This is a genomic window from Sphingobium sp. 15-1 (assembly GCF_013375535.1).
GTDB lineage: Bacteria > Pseudomonadota > Alphaproteobacteria > Sphingomonadales > Sphingomonadaceae > Sphingobium > Sphingobium aromaticivastans.
Map to the genome: position 1 here is coordinate 2,219,138 of NZ_JABXJG010000001.1, position 16,111 is coordinate 2,235,248.

The 16,111-nt window shown below is 64.8% G+C and carries 15 protein-coding genes and 1 tRNA gene; 6 read left to right on the forward strand and 10 right to left on the reverse strand.

Annotated features, from left to right (window positions below):
• Nucleotides 1-104: 104 nt before the first annotated feature.
• The 3 genes from fusA to rpsL all read right to left on the reverse strand — a co-directional run bounded on the left by fusA (nt 105) and on the right by rpsL (nt 3,193).
• Complete coding sequence (gene fusA, locus HUK72_RS10560; protein WP_176596737.1) at nt 105-2,177, reverse strand: elongation factor G; 2,073 nt, start codon at nt 2,175-2,177, stop codon at nt 105-107.
• A 160-nt stretch (nt 2,178-2,337) separates the two neighbouring features.
• The gene (gene rpsG, locus HUK72_RS10565; protein ID WP_066560556.1) at nt 2,338-2,808 is read right to left on the reverse strand and encodes a 30S ribosomal protein S7; all 471 of its coding nucleotides are present in this window, start codon (nt 2,806-2,808) and stop codon (nt 2,338-2,340) included.
• A gap of 13 nt (nt 2,809-2,821) precedes the next feature.
• Nucleotides 2,822-3,193, reverse strand: a complete 372-nt coding sequence (gene rpsL, locus HUK72_RS10570) for a 30S ribosomal protein S12 (protein WP_007686591.1) — start codon at nt 3,191-3,193, stop codon at nt 2,822-2,824.
• A 369-nt stretch (nt 3,194-3,562) separates the two neighbouring features.
• Between rpsL and HUK72_RS10575 the strand changes: the two genes are divergently transcribed.
• The 3 genes from HUK72_RS10575 (at nt 3,563) to HUK72_RS10585 (ending at nt 7,565) form a co-directional block, all read left to right on the forward strand.
• Nucleotides 3,563-5,851, forward strand: a complete 2,289-nt coding sequence (locus HUK72_RS10575; RefSeq protein ID WP_176596738.1) for a bifunctional diguanylate cyclase/phosphodiesterase — start codon at nt 3,563-3,565, stop codon at nt 5,849-5,851.
• A 150-nt stretch (nt 5,852-6,001) separates the two neighbouring features.
• Nucleotides 6,002-7,198 carry a M23 family metallopeptidase gene (locus HUK72_RS10580; RefSeq protein WP_255325665.1) on the forward strand — a complete coding sequence of 399 codons (1,197 nt, stop codon included), beginning with the start codon at nt 6,002-6,004 and terminating at the stop codon, nt 7,196-7,198.
• Entirely contained in the window at nt 7,179-7,565 is a 387-nt protein-coding gene (locus tag HUK72_RS10585) for a polymer-forming cytoskeletal protein (protein WP_176596739.1), read from the forward strand. Before HUK72_RS10580 ends, HUK72_RS10585 begins: the two co-directional genes overlap by 20 nt.
• A 195-nt stretch (nt 7,566-7,760) precedes the next feature.
• Here HUK72_RS10585 and HUK72_RS10590 read toward each other — a convergent pair whose 3' ends face one another.
• The 7 genes from HUK72_RS10590 to yajC form a co-directional block, all read right to left on the reverse strand.
• A complete protein-coding gene (locus HUK72_RS10590; RefSeq protein WP_176596740.1) occupies nt 7,761-9,269 on the reverse strand; it encodes a YifB family Mg chelatase-like AAA ATPase in 1,509 nt (502 codons plus the stop codon).
• A 216-nt stretch (nt 9,270-9,485) separates the two neighbouring features.
• Entirely contained in the window at nt 9,486-10,157 is a 672-nt protein-coding gene (locus HUK72_RS10595; RefSeq protein ID WP_176596741.1) for an RlmE family RNA methyltransferase, read from the reverse strand.
• Complete coding sequence (locus tag HUK72_RS10600; protein WP_176596742.1) at nt 10,154-11,272, reverse strand: Ppx/GppA phosphatase family protein; 1,119 nt, start codon at nt 11,270-11,272, stop codon at nt 10,154-10,156. The genes HUK72_RS10595 and HUK72_RS10600 overlap by 4 nt, the downstream gene beginning before the upstream one ends.
• Nucleotides 11,273-11,374: 102 nt before the next feature.
• Entirely contained in the window at nt 11,375-11,659 is a 285-nt protein-coding gene (locus HUK72_RS10605) for an MTH938/NDUFAF3 family protein (RefSeq protein WP_369805987.1), read from the reverse strand.
• Between the two features lie 113 nt (nt 11,660-11,772).
• Nucleotides 11,773-12,759 (reverse strand): protein translocase subunit SecF, encoded by a 987-nt coding sequence (secF, locus tag HUK72_RS10610; protein ID WP_176596743.1) that lies wholly within the window; start codon nt 12,757-12,759, stop codon nt 11,773-11,775.
• 132 nt (nt 12,760-12,891) lie between these two features.
• Nucleotides 12,892-14,493 carry a protein translocase subunit SecD gene (gene secD, locus HUK72_RS10615; RefSeq protein WP_176596744.1) on the reverse strand — a complete coding sequence of 534 codons (1,602 nt, stop codon included), beginning with the start codon at nt 14,491-14,493 and terminating at the stop codon, nt 12,892-12,894.
• A 9-nt stretch (nt 14,494-14,502) separates the two neighbouring features.
• Nucleotides 14,503-14,838 (reverse strand): preprotein translocase subunit YajC, encoded by a 336-nt coding sequence (yajC, locus tag HUK72_RS10620; protein WP_176596745.1) that lies wholly within the window; start codon nt 14,836-14,838, stop codon nt 14,503-14,505.
• Nucleotides 14,839-15,028: 190 nt separating this feature from the next.
• Between yajC and HUK72_RS10625 the strand changes: the two genes are divergently transcribed.
• The 3 genes from HUK72_RS10625 (at nt 15,029) to HUK72_RS10635 (ending at nt 16,062) form a co-directional block, all read left to right on the forward strand.
• Nucleotides 15,029-15,105: transfer RNA gene (locus tag HUK72_RS10625), tRNA-Pro, on the forward strand.
• A 142-nt stretch (nt 15,106-15,247) separates the two neighbouring features.
• Complete coding sequence (locus tag HUK72_RS10630; RefSeq protein ID WP_176596746.1) at nt 15,248-15,787, forward strand: glycoside hydrolase family 108 protein; 540 nt, start codon at nt 15,248-15,250, stop codon at nt 15,785-15,787.
• A 14-nt stretch (nt 15,788-15,801) separates the two neighbouring features.
• On the forward strand, nt 15,802-16,062 hold the full coding sequence (locus HUK72_RS10635; protein ID WP_176596747.1) for a 3TM-type holin: 261 nt from the start codon (nt 15,802-15,804) through the stop codon (nt 16,060-16,062).
• Nucleotides 16,063-16,111 lie beyond the last annotated feature (49 nt).

Sequence of the window (16,111 nt, forward strand, 5' to 3'; positions counted from 1 at the left end):
CTGACCGCTCGGCCGCGCCTCGCGAAGGCGCGTCCATAGCAGCAAATTCACAGATTACCAGCCCCTAACCGAGCCGTTCGCACGGCCCGGCCAGAGAAAAATCATCAGGCCATCTTCGCCTTGACTTCGTCCGCCACATTCTGCGGCACTTCGTCATAGTGCGAGAAGATCATCGAGTAATTCGCACGACCCTGGGTGAAGGACCGCAACGAGTTCACATAACCGAACATGTTGGCCAGCGGCACCATCGCCTCGACCACCTGCGCGTTGCCGCGGCTGTCGGTGCCCTGAATCTGACCGCGACGGCTGTTCATGTCCCCAATGACGTCGCCCAGATATTCTTCCGGGGTGACGACCTCGACCTTCATGACTGGCTCAAGCAGGGTGATGCCCGACTTCTGCGCCGCTTCGCGCATCGCGGCGCGGCCGGTGATTTCGAACGCCAGCGCCGACGAGTCGACGTCGTGATACGCGCCGTCATACAGCAGGATTTCGAAGTCGATGATCGGGAAGCCGATCAGCGAACCGGTCGCCGCCGTCTCACGCATGCCCTTCTCGATCGCGGGGATATATTCCTTCGGAATGTTGCCGCCCTTGATCTCGTCCTTGAAGATGATGCCCGCACCGCGCTCGCCCGGCGTCAGCTTCACCTTGATGCGCCCGAACTGACCGGTGCCGCCCGACTGCTTCTTGTGGGTGTAGTCGATGTCGACCGGCTTCTTCAGATATTCGCGATAGGCGACTTGCGGCGCGCCGACATTCGCCTCGACCTTGAACTCGCGCTTCATGCGGTCGACCAGGATTTCGAGGTGCAGTTCGCCCATGCCCTTGATGATGGTCTGGCCCGACTCATGGTCGGTCGAGACGCGGAAGGACGGATCTTCGGCAGCCAGACGGTTGAGCGCGACGCCCATCTTTTCCTGGTCGGCCTTGGTCTTGGGTTCAACCGACAGTTCGATCACCGGCTCGGGGAATTCCATCCGCTCCAGGATGATCGGCTGGCGCTCGGCGCACAGCGTATCGCCGGTAGTGGTTTCCTTCATACCGGCCAGCGCGACGATGTCGCCGGCATAGGCGGCGTCGATGTCCTCACGCGAGTTCGCGTGCATGAGGAGCATACGGCCGATCTTTTCCTTCTTGTCCTTGACCGAGTTCAGATAGGTGCCCTTGGTCAGGGTGCCCGAATAGACGCGCAGGAAGGTCAACGAACCGACGAACGGATCGTTCATGATCTTGAACGCCAGGCCTGAGAAGGGCGCATCGTCCGCGGTCGCACGGCTGTCGGGCTGTTCGGTGTCGGGATTGATGCCCTGCACGTCTTCAATGTCGAGCGGCGAAGGCAGATAGTCCACGACCGCGTCGAGCAAAGGCTGCACGCCCTTATTCTTGAACGCCGAGCCGCACAGGACCGGCACGAACGACTGGTTGAGCGTGCCCTTGCGGATCAGCTTCTTGAGCGTCGCGGTGTCGGGCAGATTGCCTTCGAGATAGGCTTCCATCGCCTCGTCGTCCTGTTCGACGGCGAGTTCGATCAGCTTTTCCCGATATTCGGCGGCCTTGTCGGCCAGATCGTCGGGGATCGCTTCATAGGAGAATTCGGCGCCCAGATTCTCATCCTTCCAGATGATGGCGCGGTTCTCGACCAGATCGACCAGACCCTTGAACTCCGATTCTGCGCCGATGGGCAGATAGAGGACGGCCGGGGTCGCGCCCAGGCGATCGATGATCGTCTGCACGCAATAATAGAAATTGGCGCCGGTGCGGTCGAGCTTGTTGATGAAGCACATCCGCGGAACCTTGTACTTGTCCGCCTGGCGCCACACGGTTTCCGACTGCGGCTCCACGCCGGCAACGCCGTCGAACGCGGCGACCGCGCCGTCGAGCACGCGCAGCGAACGCTCGACTTCGATCGTGAAGTCGACGTGGCCGGGGGTGTCGATGATGTTCAGGCGGTGGTCGTTCCAGATGCAGGTGGTCGCAGCCGACGTGATGGTGATGCCACGCTCCTGCTCCTGCTCCATCCAGTCCATGGTGGCGGCGCCGTCATGGACTTCACCGATCTTGTAGGACTTGCCGGTATAGTAAAGAATACGCTCGGTCGTGGTGGTCTTGCCGGCGTCGATATGCGCCATGATACCGAAATTGCGATAGCGTTCGAGCGGATGGCTGCGGGCCATGATGCTTCTCCGTTGCCGGCGCGCCGGCGGTGAGGGGATGAGTCTTGCGGCTGGCCCCTAAACCAATCCGTCCGCCATGGGTAGACCCAAGGCGAACGGACGGATTTCCCGGAGCATGGCCAGATAGAAACGGGCGCCCAAGGACGCCCGTTCCCTATGCTTACCAGCGATAGTGCGAGAAGGCGCGGTTCGCTTCCGCCATGCGGTGCGTGTCTTCGCGCTTCTTCACGGCATTGCCGCGGTTGTTGGCGGCGTCCAGCAGCTCGCCCGACAGGCGGGCGGCCATGGTGGTTTCGCTGCGGTTGCGCGACGCTGTGATCAGCCAGCGGATGGCCAGCGCCTGGGCGCGCTCGGGGCGCACTTCGACGGGGACCTGATAGGTCGCACCGCCGACGCGGCGGCTGCGAACTTCGATGCCGGGCTTCACATTGTTCAGCGCGTCATGGAACATGCCGATCGGGTCCTTCTTGGACTTCGTCTCGACAGTTTCGAGCGCACCGTAAACGATGGACTCAGCGACGGCCTTCTTGCCGTCCTGCATGATGCTGTTCATGAACTTCGACAGCACGATATCACCGAACTTGGGATCGGGCAGGATAACGCGCTTTTCGGGGCGACGACGACGTGACATGCTTTAGTCTCCCTTACTTCGGACGCTTCGCGCCGTACTTCGAACGGCTCTGCTTACGGTCCTTGACGCCCTGGGTATCCAGAACGCCGCGCAGCACGTGGTAGCGCACACCGGGAAGGTCGCGTACGCGGCCGCCGCGGATCAGCACAACGCTGTGCTCCTGAAGGTTGTGGCCTTCACCCGGAATGTAGGTGATGACTTCGCGCTGGTTGACCAGACGCACCTTCGCCACCTTACGGAGAGCCGAGTTCGGCTTCTTCGGGGTCGTCGTGTAAACACGGGTGCAAACGCCGCGCTTCTGCGGGTTCGCTTCCATGGCAGGGACCTTCGACTTGGTCTTCTGCAGCTCGCGGCCCTTGCGGACCAGCTGGTTGATTGTTGGCATGAAGCCCTTCACCTTTTTCAGTTACTTTACCTGCATTCCCGCGTTCCTTGCCGCCCGGAACGACCCGCATCGAACGAATCGTCCCCAAACGGCAAAGGCTCCGGCGGAAACCCGCCCGGAGCCGCAAGAGCACCGGCAATGTTCAGCTCTGACGCCCCCAGAGCCGGATCCGGCGCGAACGAATCCGTCCATTCCGGCCTTTGGGCAGGCGCGCCTATAGCCATGCCGGTCCCACCGGTCAAGGACGAGGCCGAAAGCCCTTGCTTCGCGTCCGTTTCAGCATGGTGAAGGCACCATTAGGAAATTGATAAGGACAGCCCATCTATCCTCCCTCCGGATGTCGCCAGGGAAGGCGCGCGTGGACGGAATGTGACCCAGCTTTCGACGATTACCGGCGAATTCCGCGATCCGGACATGGAGGCCGCTTTTCAGGCGGACCGCCTGCCCGAGTCGCAGCGCCATGCCCGCATGCTGTTCCTGCTGTCCGCGATCCTCAACGCGCTGTTCCTCTTCAGCGACTGGCGCTTTGCCGGAACGCCGCATTTCTGGGTCGCGGTTCCCGCCCGCGTCGCCGTCCTGCTCTGGTCGCTCGCCTGCCTGTCCTTCAGCCGCCATATGGTGAATTTCCGCGCGGTCGAGCGGATCTGCTTCGCCTGGCAGGTGGCGACTGCGATCGGCGTCGCCTTCCTCGTCTCCTCGCGCAGCGACATCGCCATCTTCGTGCTGGTGATGCTGCCGCTGATCTTCTACCTCGTCGTGCCCACCAGCTTTCGCGGCAATGTCGGCGGCGGCCTGGGCTGCGGGGTGGCGCTGCTGATCGGCTATATGGCGCCTGCCCCGCTGTCCCCGACCGCGCCCGGCATGGTCATGGCGGTGCTGATCCTGCATTGCGGCATGTGGATCGCGATCGCGCGCACCAACCGCCTGCAGCGCAAGGCATGGACGGCCAGCCAGATCGCGCAGCACGCCCGCGCCGCGCTCGCCAGCAACAGCGAGACGCTGGAGCGGATGTTCATGAGCGTCCCCATCCCCCTGCTCGTCTCCCGCCCGGACGGCAGCCTGGTCCGCTTCAACGATGCCGCCGCCAACAGTTTCGCCCCCGAAGGCGACCTTTCGCGGGTCCGCATGCTGGGTGAAGACGGGGTCGCACAGAACAGCCTGCGCGACCGCATCGCCAGCGGCCGGGAAGTCGACAATCACGAATGCCGCATCGTCTGCCGCGACAACGCCGTGCACGACGTCCTGCTGTCGTCCCGCCCGATCGCGATCGGAGGGGAGGACTGCATCCTTTCCAGCATCGTCGACATCACCGCCCGCAAGGAGGCCGAGCGCCACCTCGCCCATCTGGCCATGACCGACGCGCTGACCGGCCTTGCCAACCGCTCCCACTTCATGGCGACGCTGACCCAGGCGGCGGGCGCCACCAGCCGCACCGGCGGGCAGATGGCGGTGGTGCTGATCGACGTCGACGAATTCAAGCGGATCAACGACAGCGCGGGCCATGACGCCGGCGACGCGCTGCTGAGCGCCGTAGCCGAACGCCTGCGCGAAGCCGTGCGCCCCGGCGATCTGGTGGCGCGCATGGGCGGCGACGAATTCGCCGTGCTGCTGACCCGCCTGCGCACCGCGGCGGACCTTGACGCCATCCTCTCGCGCATGATCTGCCGACTCCACCGTCCGCTGAACCATGGCACGCGCGACATAGACTGCCGCGTGTCCATGGGCGTCGCGCTGTTCCCGGAGCATGCCGGCGACATGGCCGACCTTATGAAACATGCCGACATCGCGCTTTACGAGGCGAAGAATGGCGGTCGCGGGCGGGCCTGCCTCTTCGAACCGCATCTGCTCGAACGCTGGCAGCGCGAGGCGCGGATGCTGGAGCGCGCCCGCGACGCGCTGGTCCATGCCCCGCCCACGCCCTGGTACCAGCCCAAGGTCGACCTGGCGACCGGCCGGGTCATCGGCTTCGAGGCGTTGCTGCGTTGCGTCCGGCCCGACGGATCGATCATCATGCCGGGCGAAATCGCCGCCGCCTTCGAACATTCCGAACTGGGCCGGGTGATCACCGAACGCATGCTGGGCCAGGTGCTGGCCGATTGCCGCCGCTGGCAGGACCAGAATGTGGATTTCGGCCATGTCGCGATCAACGTGCCCGGCGTCGAACTGCATGACGGCAGCTTTCCCGACCGGCTGTTGGACGGGATGGCCAAGGCCGGCGTGCCGCCGCAGCGGATCGAGCTGGAGGTCACGGAATCGGTCTTCCTGGGCCGCAACGCCGAAGTGGTGGAACGCAGCCTTCATCGCCTGAGCGCCGCCGGAATCTCGATCGCGCTCGACGATTTCGGTACCGGCTACGCCTCGCTCTCGCACCTCAAGCAGTTTCCGATCGACATCATCAAGATCGACCGGCGCTTCATCCACGACGTCGAGACCGACCCGGACGACGCGGCGATCGTGCGCACGGTGCTCAACCTCGCCTACAGCCTGGGCATCCGCACCGTGGCGGAGGGCGTCGAAAATCCGCGGCAACTGGACTATCTGCGCGCCGGCGGATGCCATTATGGCCAGGGCTTCCATTTCGGCGCGGCTGTGCCGGCTTCCCAGGTACCACAGATGCTGGATTGGAACCCCGTTACAGAAGCCCTTGGTCCGGCTTAGAAAAATTTTCCGCGGCGCGGAACCGAAATGCAGGTTCCACGTTTCATCCCGTTCATCGTTCGACTCGTCACGAGTCCGCTCTCCCGGATTCGCGCGACTCGATTCCTTTTGTTAGCGACCTGTTCACTAAAAAAGCACACGGGGTCGCAATTGTCGCAACAGAGCAAGACGGGGGCAGCCGCCCTCTGGGCCAGGATGACGGCCCAGTGTTCGAAGCTGTGCCCGGAACGGGAGATTTTCCTGCGCTCTGGCGGCCAGGTGAAGTTCATCCGCGTTTCGCGCAAGGCGCAGCTTGTCGCCGCCGGGCTTGTCTCGTCCGCGCTGATCGGCTGGGCGGGCCTCACCCTGTCCATGGCCGCCAGCGGCGCTAGGATGGAGCAGGACCGCGCCGCCCTGACCGCGCAGGGCAAGGCCGTCGCCAGCACCGCCAGCCAGGTCGCGACCTATCGCAAGTCCGTCGATCAGCTCGCCCATGAGCTGGAAGAGCGGCAGGATTTCATGGACGATCTCTACCGCACCCATTTCGGCAAGGAGGATGCCTCCCCTGCCGCGGATGTGGTCGGCAAACCCGATGCGCGGACCAGCAAGGGCGCGCCCAAGCTCGACGCCAAGATCAGCGCCGCCCCCGAAGCCGCCCCGCTGCTCAAGATCGACGCCCGCCAGCGCCGCTTCGCCGCGCTGCTGACCGGCGCGGTCCAGCAGCGCGCCGACCAGGCCGCCGCCGCGATCCGCAGCTTCGGCCTCAATCCCGACAGCCTTGCGCGGAAGGCCGCCCGCGCCCAGGGCGGTCCCTTCGTCCCGTGGGCAGGGCAGGACGCGATGCCGGGCGAGTTCGAAAAGCTGGCCAAGGCGCTGGCCCGCATGGAATTTCTGGAAGCCAGCCTGCTCACCATCCCTTCAGGCAAGCCCACCGCGACGCCGATGCTCAGCAGCAGCTACGGCTATCGCAGCGATCCGTTCAACGGCCATGCCGCCTTCCACGCGGGCCTGGATTTCCCCGGCAGCATGGGCCAGCCGATCCTGGCCGCCGCGTCGGGCAAGGTCAGCTTCGTCGGCCAGCGCAGCGGCTACGGCAATGTGGTGGAGGTCACGCACGGCAACGGCCTGATGACCCGCTATGCCCATTTGTCCGGCTTCGATGCCCGCGTCGGCCAGTCCGTCACGCGCGGCGAGAAGATCGCCCGCATGGGCTCGACCGGCCGCTCCACCGGCCCGCATCTCCATTTCGAGGTGCGCGTGAACGGCAATCCCATCAATCCCCGCCGCTTCCTCGAGGCTCGCAAAGATGTTCTCCAAATCCAGCAAATCGCCACGGCGCGCCTCGCAGATGTCGGCAACCGGGGCTAAGAACACCCCCTTCTCCCTGATCGGCGGCGACGTGACGATCAGTGGCAACCTGACCGCCAGCGTCGACCTGCATATCGACGGCACGGTGGAGGGCGACATAAGCTGCGCTGCCCTGGTGCAAGGACCGGACAGCCGCATCGCCGGCCATGTCGTGGCGCAAAGCGCGCGGCTCGCCGGGCTGGTCGACGGGTCGATCACGGCGGAGGAGCTGGTGGTGGAAAGCAGCGCCCGCATCACCGGCGACGTCATCTATGAGAGCATCTCGATCGCGCCGGGCAGCCGCATCGAGGGCCGCTTCACCCACAAGGAAAACGGCCAGGTCGCGGCGGGTGAACTCAAGCTGATCGCCAACGACAGCGCGGCTTGAACGGCAAAAGGCCGGTTTGAGTGGAGAGCTGCTTTTGATGTTCGGTCTGGGTACGCCGTGCTCCTGCGCAGGCAGGAGCCCAGTTCCTTTGTCGCGGTGATCCACTGAGGGCGGAACTGGGCTCCTGCCTGCGCAGGAGCACGTATCGATTAACGGCTACAATTGCCCCGACCAGACCCCACCGGCCCTAGCTAATCAATTCACCGGCGCCCTCCGCCGATAGCTCAGCGCCTCCGCCACATGCACCCGTCCGACCCGCTCGGCCCCGGCAAGGTCGGCAATGGTCCGCGCCACCCGCAGCACCCGCGTATAGCCCCGCGCCGACAGCTTCATCGCCGCAGCCGCCTGCGCCAGCAGCTCGCGCCCCGCCTGATCCGGCCCCGCGACATCCTCCAGCCGCTCGCCATCCACCTCGGCATTGGTGCGTATGCGCGTTCCCTCATAGCGCCGCGTCTGCACATACCGGGCCGCCGCGACCCGCGCCGCGACCTCGGCCGATCCTTCGGCGGGCGGCGGCAATACCAGGTCCGCCGCCGTCACCGCCTGCACCTCGACATGCAGGTCGATGCGGTCCAGCAGAGGCCCCGACACCTTGGCCTGATAATCCGCCGCGCAACGCGGCGCCCTTGAGCAAGCCAGCGCCGGATCGCCCAGATGCCCGCAGCGGCACGGATTCATCGCCGCCACCAACTGCACCCGCGCCGGAAAGGTCACATGCGCATTGGCGCGCGCCACCGTGACTTCGCCCGACTCCAACGGCTGCCGCAGCGAATCCAGCACGGTCCGCTGGAACTCCGGCAATTCGTCGAGGAACAGCACGCCCAGATGCGCCATGCTGACCTCGCCTGGCCGCGCCTTGTGCCCGCCGCCGACCAGCGCCGCCATCGACGCGCTGTGATGCGGATTGCGGAAGGGCCGCGCCCGGCTGATCCGCCCGCCCTCCAGCGTCCCGGCGACACTCGCCACCATGGAGGTTTCCAGCGCCTCCCCCGGAGTCAGTTCAGGCAATATTCCCGGCAGGCAACTCGCCATCAGCGATTTGCCCGCGCCTGGCGGCCCGATCATCAGCAGATTATGCCCGCCCGCCGCCGCGATCTCCAGCGCGCGCTTGGCCGTCTCCTGTCCCTTCACCTGGCGGAGATCGGCGGTCCGCACCGGCGGTTCCACCTCGCCCGGCTGCGGCGGGGACAGCGCGGCGGTGCCCTTGAAATGGTTGAGGATGGTCAGCAGGTCCGGCGCGGCGATGACCTCCACCTGCCCGGCCCAGGCGGCTTCCGCTCCCTGCGCCACAGGGCAGACGAGGCCCAATTCCCGCTCTCCGGCATGGAGCGCGGCGAGCAGCACGCCCGGCGTCGGCGCGATCCGGCCATCCAGCCCCAGTTCCCCGACGACGACATAACCCGCCAGCGTCTCGGCATCGATCACGCCCATGGCGCCGAGCAAAGCCAACGCGATCGGCAGGTCGAAATGCGATCCTTCCTTGGGCAGATCGGCGGGCGACAGGTTCACGGTGATCCGCTTGGGCGGCAGCGACAGGCCGATGGCGGCAATGGCGTTGCGCACCCGCTCACGGCTTTCCGCGACCGCCTTGTCGGGCAGGCCGACGACGATGAAATTGGGCAGGCCGGGCACAAGCTGGCACTGCACCTCCACGCCGCGCGCCTCCAGCCCGAGATAGGCGACCGTCGATACCGTCGAAACCAAAGCAAAATCCCCCTGCGCGCCGTTCGGCCTTCCCCCGGACCACCCTACCGCGCTCCTGCGACCCGAAGGGCGGCGGAGCCAACGCAGGAGTCCAGTTCCAAGGGCCGAACTGTGCTGTCGCGAGCCACCTGTCTCGCTCCAGTGCCTTCGCAGGAACACGGTGGCATTTCAATCTCTTGGCTTTGGAAGATGGAAGTCCCGCGCAACCCGACGCGATCAGCCCTGCTCAGGCCGCCCCTTGAAGCCCTGCGCGACGACATACCATTCGACGCTGCCCTTGCGGCTGGCAGGCGGCTTGGCATGCTTGATCGTCGTGAAATGCTTCTTGAGGATGGCCAGCAGATCAGCATCCGTACCGCCCGCGAACACCTTCGCGACGAAAGTGCCGCCCTTGCGCAGATTCTCCACCGCGAACATGGCCGCCGCCTCGACCAGCCCCATGGTGCGCAGATGGTCCGTCGCCGCATGCCCGACCGTATTGGCCGCCATGTCGGAAATCACCAGATCCGGCGCATCGCCCAAAGCCTCCGCCAACAAGGCGGGCGCCCTGTCGTCCATGAAGTCCATCTGGAACAGGGTCACGCCCGGAATCGGATCGGTCGGCAGCAGGTCAATGCCCACCACCTTCGCCTTGGGGCAAAGCTTGCGCACCACCTGCGCCCAGCCGCCCGGTGCCACGCCCAGATCGACCACCGCCCGCGATCCCTTCACGAAATGGAATTTCTCATCCAGTTCGATCAGCTTGAAGGCGGCGCGGCTGCGCCACCCTTCCGCCTTGGCGCGGCGGACATAGGGATCGTTCAACTGCCGTTCGAGCCAGCGGGTGGACTGCGCGGTCCGCCCCTTCGCCGTCTTGACCCGCACCTTGCCGGCACCAGTGCCTCTCACATCTTCACTCCGTCGCGGTCCATCAGGCCGCGCAATATGCCTTCACGAATGCCCCGGTCGGCCACGCCCAATCGCTGAGCGGGCCAGATGTCGAGGATGGATTCCAATATGGCGCAGCCCGCCACGACCAGATCGGCCCGCTCCGTGCCGATGCAGGGCAGCTTCTGCCGCTCCACCAAGGGCATGGACGACAGCCGCGCCGAAATCGCCCGCATCGACGTCGAGGGCACGATCAACCCGTCGATCGCCTGCCGATCATAACGCGGCAGGTCGAGATGCAGGCTGGCGAGCGTCGTCACCGTGCCCGACGTGCCCAGCAAGCGAATATCGGCCTGTGGAGAAGGCAGACGACGGGCCAGCGGCGCGAAAGCATCGGCCACCCGCGCGCGCATCCGGCCATAGGCCGACAGCCGGTCCATCGGATCGGCATGGTCGAAAGGTTCGCTTTCGGTCAGCGAGACCACGCCCCAGGGCGCGCTCACCCAATCGACGATGTGCGGCGCGCCCTCGCGATTGGCATCCACCAGCACAAGCTCGGTCGATCCGCCGCCAATATCGAAGATCAACGCAGGCCCATTGCCCGGTTCCAGCAGCGCATGGCAGCCCATCACGGCCAGCCGCGCCTCTTCCTGCGCGCTGATGATGTCGAGGGCGATGCCGGTCTCGCGATAGACGCGCTGGATGAATTCCGCCCCGTTGGAGGCGCGGCGGCACGCCTCCGTCGCGACCGAGCGGGCGAGAGTGACATGACGGCGGCGCAGCTTGTCAGCGCACACCGACAGGGCTGAAATCGCACGCTCAATGGCTTCGTCGCTGATCCGGCCGGATGCCGCCAGCCCCTCCCCCAACCGCACGATTCGCGAAAAGGCGTCAACGACGATGAAGCCGTCCGCCGATGGCTTGGCGATCAGCAGGCGGCAATTGTTGGTGCCAAGGTCGATGGCCGCATAAGAGCGGCGCCCACGCAGCGGATGAGGCAAAAGGCCCCGCGGTTTCGACGGGGGAGTGAGGGCCGCAGCCTTGCTCCCATTGCCCTGACCGGAACGGACCCCTTTGCCCGAAATTCCGCCGGCTGGGCCGGAACTCTGCGGCGATGGGCGGCTGTGCTGCACCATGGCCGTATCTCTTTTCTTCTTCGCCAGCGCCGAAAAGCGCCGGAACTTGGCGACAAGAGTAGGCAAAGGAAGAACAAAGCGCAAGCGGCCCGGAAAGGCCCTTCAGATAAGCGGCAGCAGCGCCGCGACGATCCAGCGTTCCTCGGCGCGCAGCACGCCCCAGGCGCGGGCGGCGGCGCGGCTGTCCATCACCTCGACACCGATGCCCCTGGCCTCCAGTTCGCGCACGAAGGGACGCGGCGGCTGGCGCAAGCCCAGCCCAGTGCCGACCAGCAGAAATTCGGGCAATGGATCGAGATCAAACAGATCGCCCAGATCAGCGACCGTCAACGCGTCGATGGCCGGCGCGCTCTGCCATGCCAAGGCCCGGACTGGCGAGAGCAGCAGGCCATCGGGAAAGACATCGTCGCGGACCCGGAAACCCCGCCCCTGAAAGCCGGTGACGATCGGCCCCTGCCCCGATTCATCGCGGCGCAGTTCGATCCCGGACCGGTTGCCGTTCAGGACCGCGCTCCATCATCACGCGGCCCCATGCGCTCGGCCTGGGCGGCGATATTGGTCTTCGCCGCCTTCTTCTCCGCCGTCGCGGGCGACAGGCCCAGCGTGATGAGCAGCGAGGAGGACACATAGACCGACGAATAAGTGCCGACGATGATGCCCAGCATCATGGCCGCCGTGAAGCCGCGCAGCACATGGCCGCCCAGCAGCAGCAATGCGCCCAGCGCCAGCAGCACGGTGACGGAGGTCATGACGGTGCGCGGCAGCGTTTCGTTGACCGACAGGTCGATCAGCGCCTTCATGTCCATCTTGCGATATTTGCGCATATTTTCGCGGATGCGGTCGTCGATCACCATCTTGTCGTTGATCGAATAGCCCACGATCGTCAGCACGGCGGCCACGATGTTGAGGTCGAATTCCAGTTGCGTGATGGCGAAGAAGCCCAGCGTCATCAGCACGTCGTGCATGATCGCGACGAAGGTCGAGATGCCGAACTGCCATTCATAGCGGAACCAGGAGAAGATCGCGATGCCGATCACCGCCAGCATCACCGCCAGCACGCCGTTCTGGATCAGTTCGCCCGACACCTTGCCCGACACCGTGTCGTAGCGGGAGAAGGTGACGCCGGGAAATTCCGCGGTCATCGCCTTGCGCGCCTTTTCGACGATGGCGTTGGCCGCGCCCGCGCCGCCCTGTTCGGGGAGCGGCAGGCGGATCTGCACCGTTCGGGGATCGCCAAATTGCTGGAGCGAGCCATCGCCCACGCCCAGACGGTCGACCACCTGGCGCACCTTGTCGGTCTGCGGCGGCTGCTGGAACTTCGCCTCGATCATCAGGCCGCCGACGAAATCGACGCCCAGATTGAGCCCCTTGTAGAAGGTCGCGCCGACCGCCAGCACCGTCAGCAGCGCCGTCAGGCCAAAGGCCCAGTGGCGCAGCTTCACGAAGCCGATATTGGTGTTGTCGGGGACGAGCTTAAGCAGTTTCATAAGATTACCCTAACCCGTTCGGGCTGAGCGAAGTCGAAGCCCGGCACAGAGCGAAGCGAAGTGGCTTCGCCTGCGGCTCAGCCAGGCCCTTCGACAAGCTCAGGGCGAACGGAAATGAGGTGAACGCGCCGATCATATATGAATCTCGGTCGGGCGCTTGGCGCGGACCCAGTGCGACACCAGCAGGCGCGTGAAGGTGACGGCGGTGAACACGCTGGTCGCGATGCCGATCAGCAGCACGATCGCGAAGCCCTTGACCGGCCCCGACCCCAGAGCGAGCATGATGCCGCCGGCAATGGCGTGGGTCACGTTCGCTTCGAAAATGGTGCGGCTGGCTTCCTTATAGCCATGTTCGATCGCTTGCACGACGTTCCGGCCACGGCGACGCTCCTCGCGGATGCGTTCGTAGATCAGCACGTTGGCGTCGACCGCGGTGCCAATGGTCAGCACGAAACCGGCAATGCCGGGTAGGGTCAGCGTCGCGCCGAGTATCCCCATCACGCCCAGGATCACCAGCACGTTGATGGCGACGGCGAGGTTCGCATACATGCCGAACCGGCCATAGCTGGCGAACATGAACATAGCGACCGCCGCGACCGCGATCACCGAGGCGAGCAGGCCCGCCTTGATCGAGTCCGCGCCGAGCTGCGGGCCGACGGTGCGTTCTTCCACCACGGTCAGCGCGACGGGCAGCTTGCCCGAACGCAGCGCGATGGCGAGCTGGTTGGCGCTTTCCACGGTGAAGCTGCCGCTGATCTGCGCGCTGCCGCCCAGAATCGGTTCGTTGATGTTCGGCGCCGACAACACCTTGCCGTCGAGGATGATGGCGAAGGGCCGGTTGACATTCTGCGACGTCACCTGGCCGAATTTCCGTCCGCCTGCACCGTTGAAGCGGATGTTGACGATCGGCTCATTGCCCTGCGGGCTGAATCCCTGCTGCGCGTCGGTCAGGTCCTCGCCGGACACCATCACCTGGCGATGGACCGCGATCACCGGCGACCCGGACGGATTGGCCGGATAGGGCAGCACTTCGCTGCCCACCGGCGCACGGCCCTGCGCGACTTCGGCGGGATTGGCGTTGACGTCGACCAGCTTGAATTCCAGCTTGGCGGTCTGACCGAGCAGATCCTTCAGCGCCTTGGGATTCTGAAGGCCCGGCACCTGCACGACGATGCGGTTGTCGCCCTGCTGCTGAATGGTCGGTTCACGCGTGCCCATTTCGTCGATGCGCTTGCGGATGACCTCGGTCGCGACTTCCATCGCGCCCTTCACCGCATTGTCGATGCCCGCCTGGGTCGGCGTGATGGTGATGGTGGAGCTGTTCACCACCTCGACATTGAAATCGCGCTGGCCGGTCAGGCCCGCGCCTTGCGTCAGCGGCCGGATGCGCTCGACGGCGGCATCGACTTCCGACGGATTGCGGACCATGAAGCTGAGCTTGCCGTCGCGGCTCGAAATATCCCCGATCGCGATCTTGGTATCGCCCCGGCGCAGTTCCGTGCGAACCTGCTCCTCCATATTGGCGATGCGCTGCTTGGCGACATCCTGGGTCGAGGCTTCGAGCAGCAAATGGCTGCCGCCCGACAGGTCGAGGCCCAGATTCACGCGGGTCTGCATGAATTTGGGCAGTTGCCCGACCACTGTATCCGGCAGGAAGCTCGGCACGGCGCAGGTTATGCCGATCAGCAGCGGCAGGAGGATCGCGACGACCGCCCAGCGGGGGAAATTCAGCATGCGCGGGACTCAGTCGTTCGCGGGCTTGGCGGTGGCGGGGTCGATCACGTCGGTCAGGGTGGACTTCACCGCCTTGACCTTCATGTTCGGCGCCAGTTCGACATCGACGTAGAATTCGTCGACACGAACCACCTTCCCGATCAGACCGCCGCCGGTCACGACCTGATCGCCCTTTTTCACGGCGTCGATCTTGGCCTTATGGTCCTTCATCTTCTTTTGCTGCGGACGGATCAGCAGGAAATAGAAGACGACGAAGATCAGGACCAGCGGGGCCATCTGAACCAGCATGGAGGCGCCGGACGATTCCCCGCCCGCAGTCTGGGCAAAGGCTGGAGATATAAACATGCTTGGGACTTTCGCCTTTTTGTCTTGTCCAGTTGCGGACGCAGGATAAACGCCCACAGATCAAAGGCGCGCGGCTAACACAGATGAGGCCGCTGAGGCAACATGATTAGGGTTTCCGACGAAAGGGCAAAAAGCCTTCATCGAATCCCTTGCATATTCCCCAAACTGCTTCTAATTGCGCCGCTCCGGTCGGGACGTAGCGCAGCCTGGTAGCGCATCACACTGGGGGTGTGGGGGTCGGAGGTTCGAATCCTCTCGTCCCGACCAAATAGACGATTAAGGCGTCAGACGCCTTGCCAACCTCCTCCATCTTAAATTCCCGTTTGCGCCGGCCGGCGCTTTTTTGCTGTCCTACAACGAACCAAATGGGATAAATAATCCGCCTTTCTGCAACAGGAGGGCGGGTTTCATGGATATTTCGGCTCTGATCGATGAGGTGATCGCGCGGGAGGGGGCTTATGGCAACCATCCGGCGGATCGCGGCGGACCTACCAATTTCGGGATCACCCAGGCGGTGGCGCGGGCCAATGGGTTTATGGGCGATATGCGCGCCTTGCCCCGCGGCGTGGCGGAGGCGATCTATCGGCGGCTTTATTGGGAGAAGCCAGGTTTCGCCTTTGTCGCGGAACTGGCGCCCAAAGTCGCCGCGGAACTTTTCGATACGGCAGTAAATATGGGGCCAGGAATGGCCGGCGGCTTTCTCCAGCGCGCGTTGAACGCGCTCAACCGCAATGAAGCGGACTATCCCGACCTAAAGGTCGATCAGTCGGTCGGCGCAAAGACCCTCGCGGCGCTGGGGGCGTTTCTGAAGCTGCGCGGCAAGGCGGGGGAGAAGGTGCTGATCGTCGCGCTCGAAGCGTTGCAGGGGGAGCGTTACATGGCGCTCGCGGAGAAGCGACCGGCCAATGAAGCCTTTCTCTATGGCTGGCTGGCGAACCGGATCGGTTAAAGGGAGACATTCCCATGACGAGGCGAATCGCGGGAGACCGATGGACGCTGCGGGCGCGGCCGGCCTTTCTCTATGTGATGTACGGGTTGCTGCTGTGGTCGGTGCCGCTGGGGCTGATCGGCGGGGTGCGGCCCGATGTGGCGGCAGGGATCATCCGGGCCATGCGGGCTTATTTCAATGCCTTGCCCGAGCCGCTCTATGCGCTCTTTGGGACGGGGTATCTGGGGTATACCGCGGCGCGGGCGTGGGGGAAGGTGAAGGGGGTGGAGCGGTAAAACGCGCCTTTTGCCTCTTCTTGTGTTCCTGCGAAGGCAGAAACCCAGT

Coding starts and splice junctions, on each gene's coding strand:
- HUK72_RS10635 (WP_176596747.1), top strand. CDS start 15,802: ATGACGAGGCGAATCGCGGGAGACCGATGGACGCTGCGGGCGCGGCCG.
- secD (WP_176596744.1), bottom strand. CDS start 14,493: ATGCTGAATTTCCCCCGCTGGGCGGTCGTCGCGATCCTCCTGCCGCTG.
- fusA (WP_176596737.1), bottom strand. CDS start 2,177: ATGGCCCGCAGCCATCCGCTCGAACGCTATCGCAATTTCGGTATCATG.
- rpsL (WP_007686591.1), bottom strand. CDS start 3,193: ATGCCAACAATCAACCAGCTGGTCCGCAAGGGCCGCGAGCTGCAGAAG.
- HUK72_RS10600 (WP_176596742.1), bottom strand. CDS start 11,272: ATGGTGCAGCACAGCCGCCCATCGCCGCAGAGTTCCGGCCCAGCCGGC.
- yajC (WP_176596745.1), bottom strand. CDS start 14,838: ATGTTTATATCTCCAGCCTTTGCCCAGACTGCGGGCGGGGAATCGTCC.
- HUK72_RS10630 (WP_176596746.1), top strand. CDS start 15,248: ATGGATATTTCGGCTCTGATCGATGAGGTGATCGCGCGGGAGGGGGCT.
- HUK72_RS10585 (WP_176596739.1), top strand. CDS start 7,179: ATGTCGGCAACCGGGGCTAAGAACACCCCCTTCTCCCTGATCGGCGGC.
- rpsG (WP_066560556.1), bottom strand. CDS start 2,808: ATGTCACGTCGTCGTCGCCCCGAAAAGCGCGTTATCCTGCCCGATCCC.
- secF (WP_176596743.1), bottom strand. CDS start 12,759: ATGAAACTGCTTAAGCTCGTCCCCGACAACACCAATATCGGCTTCGTG.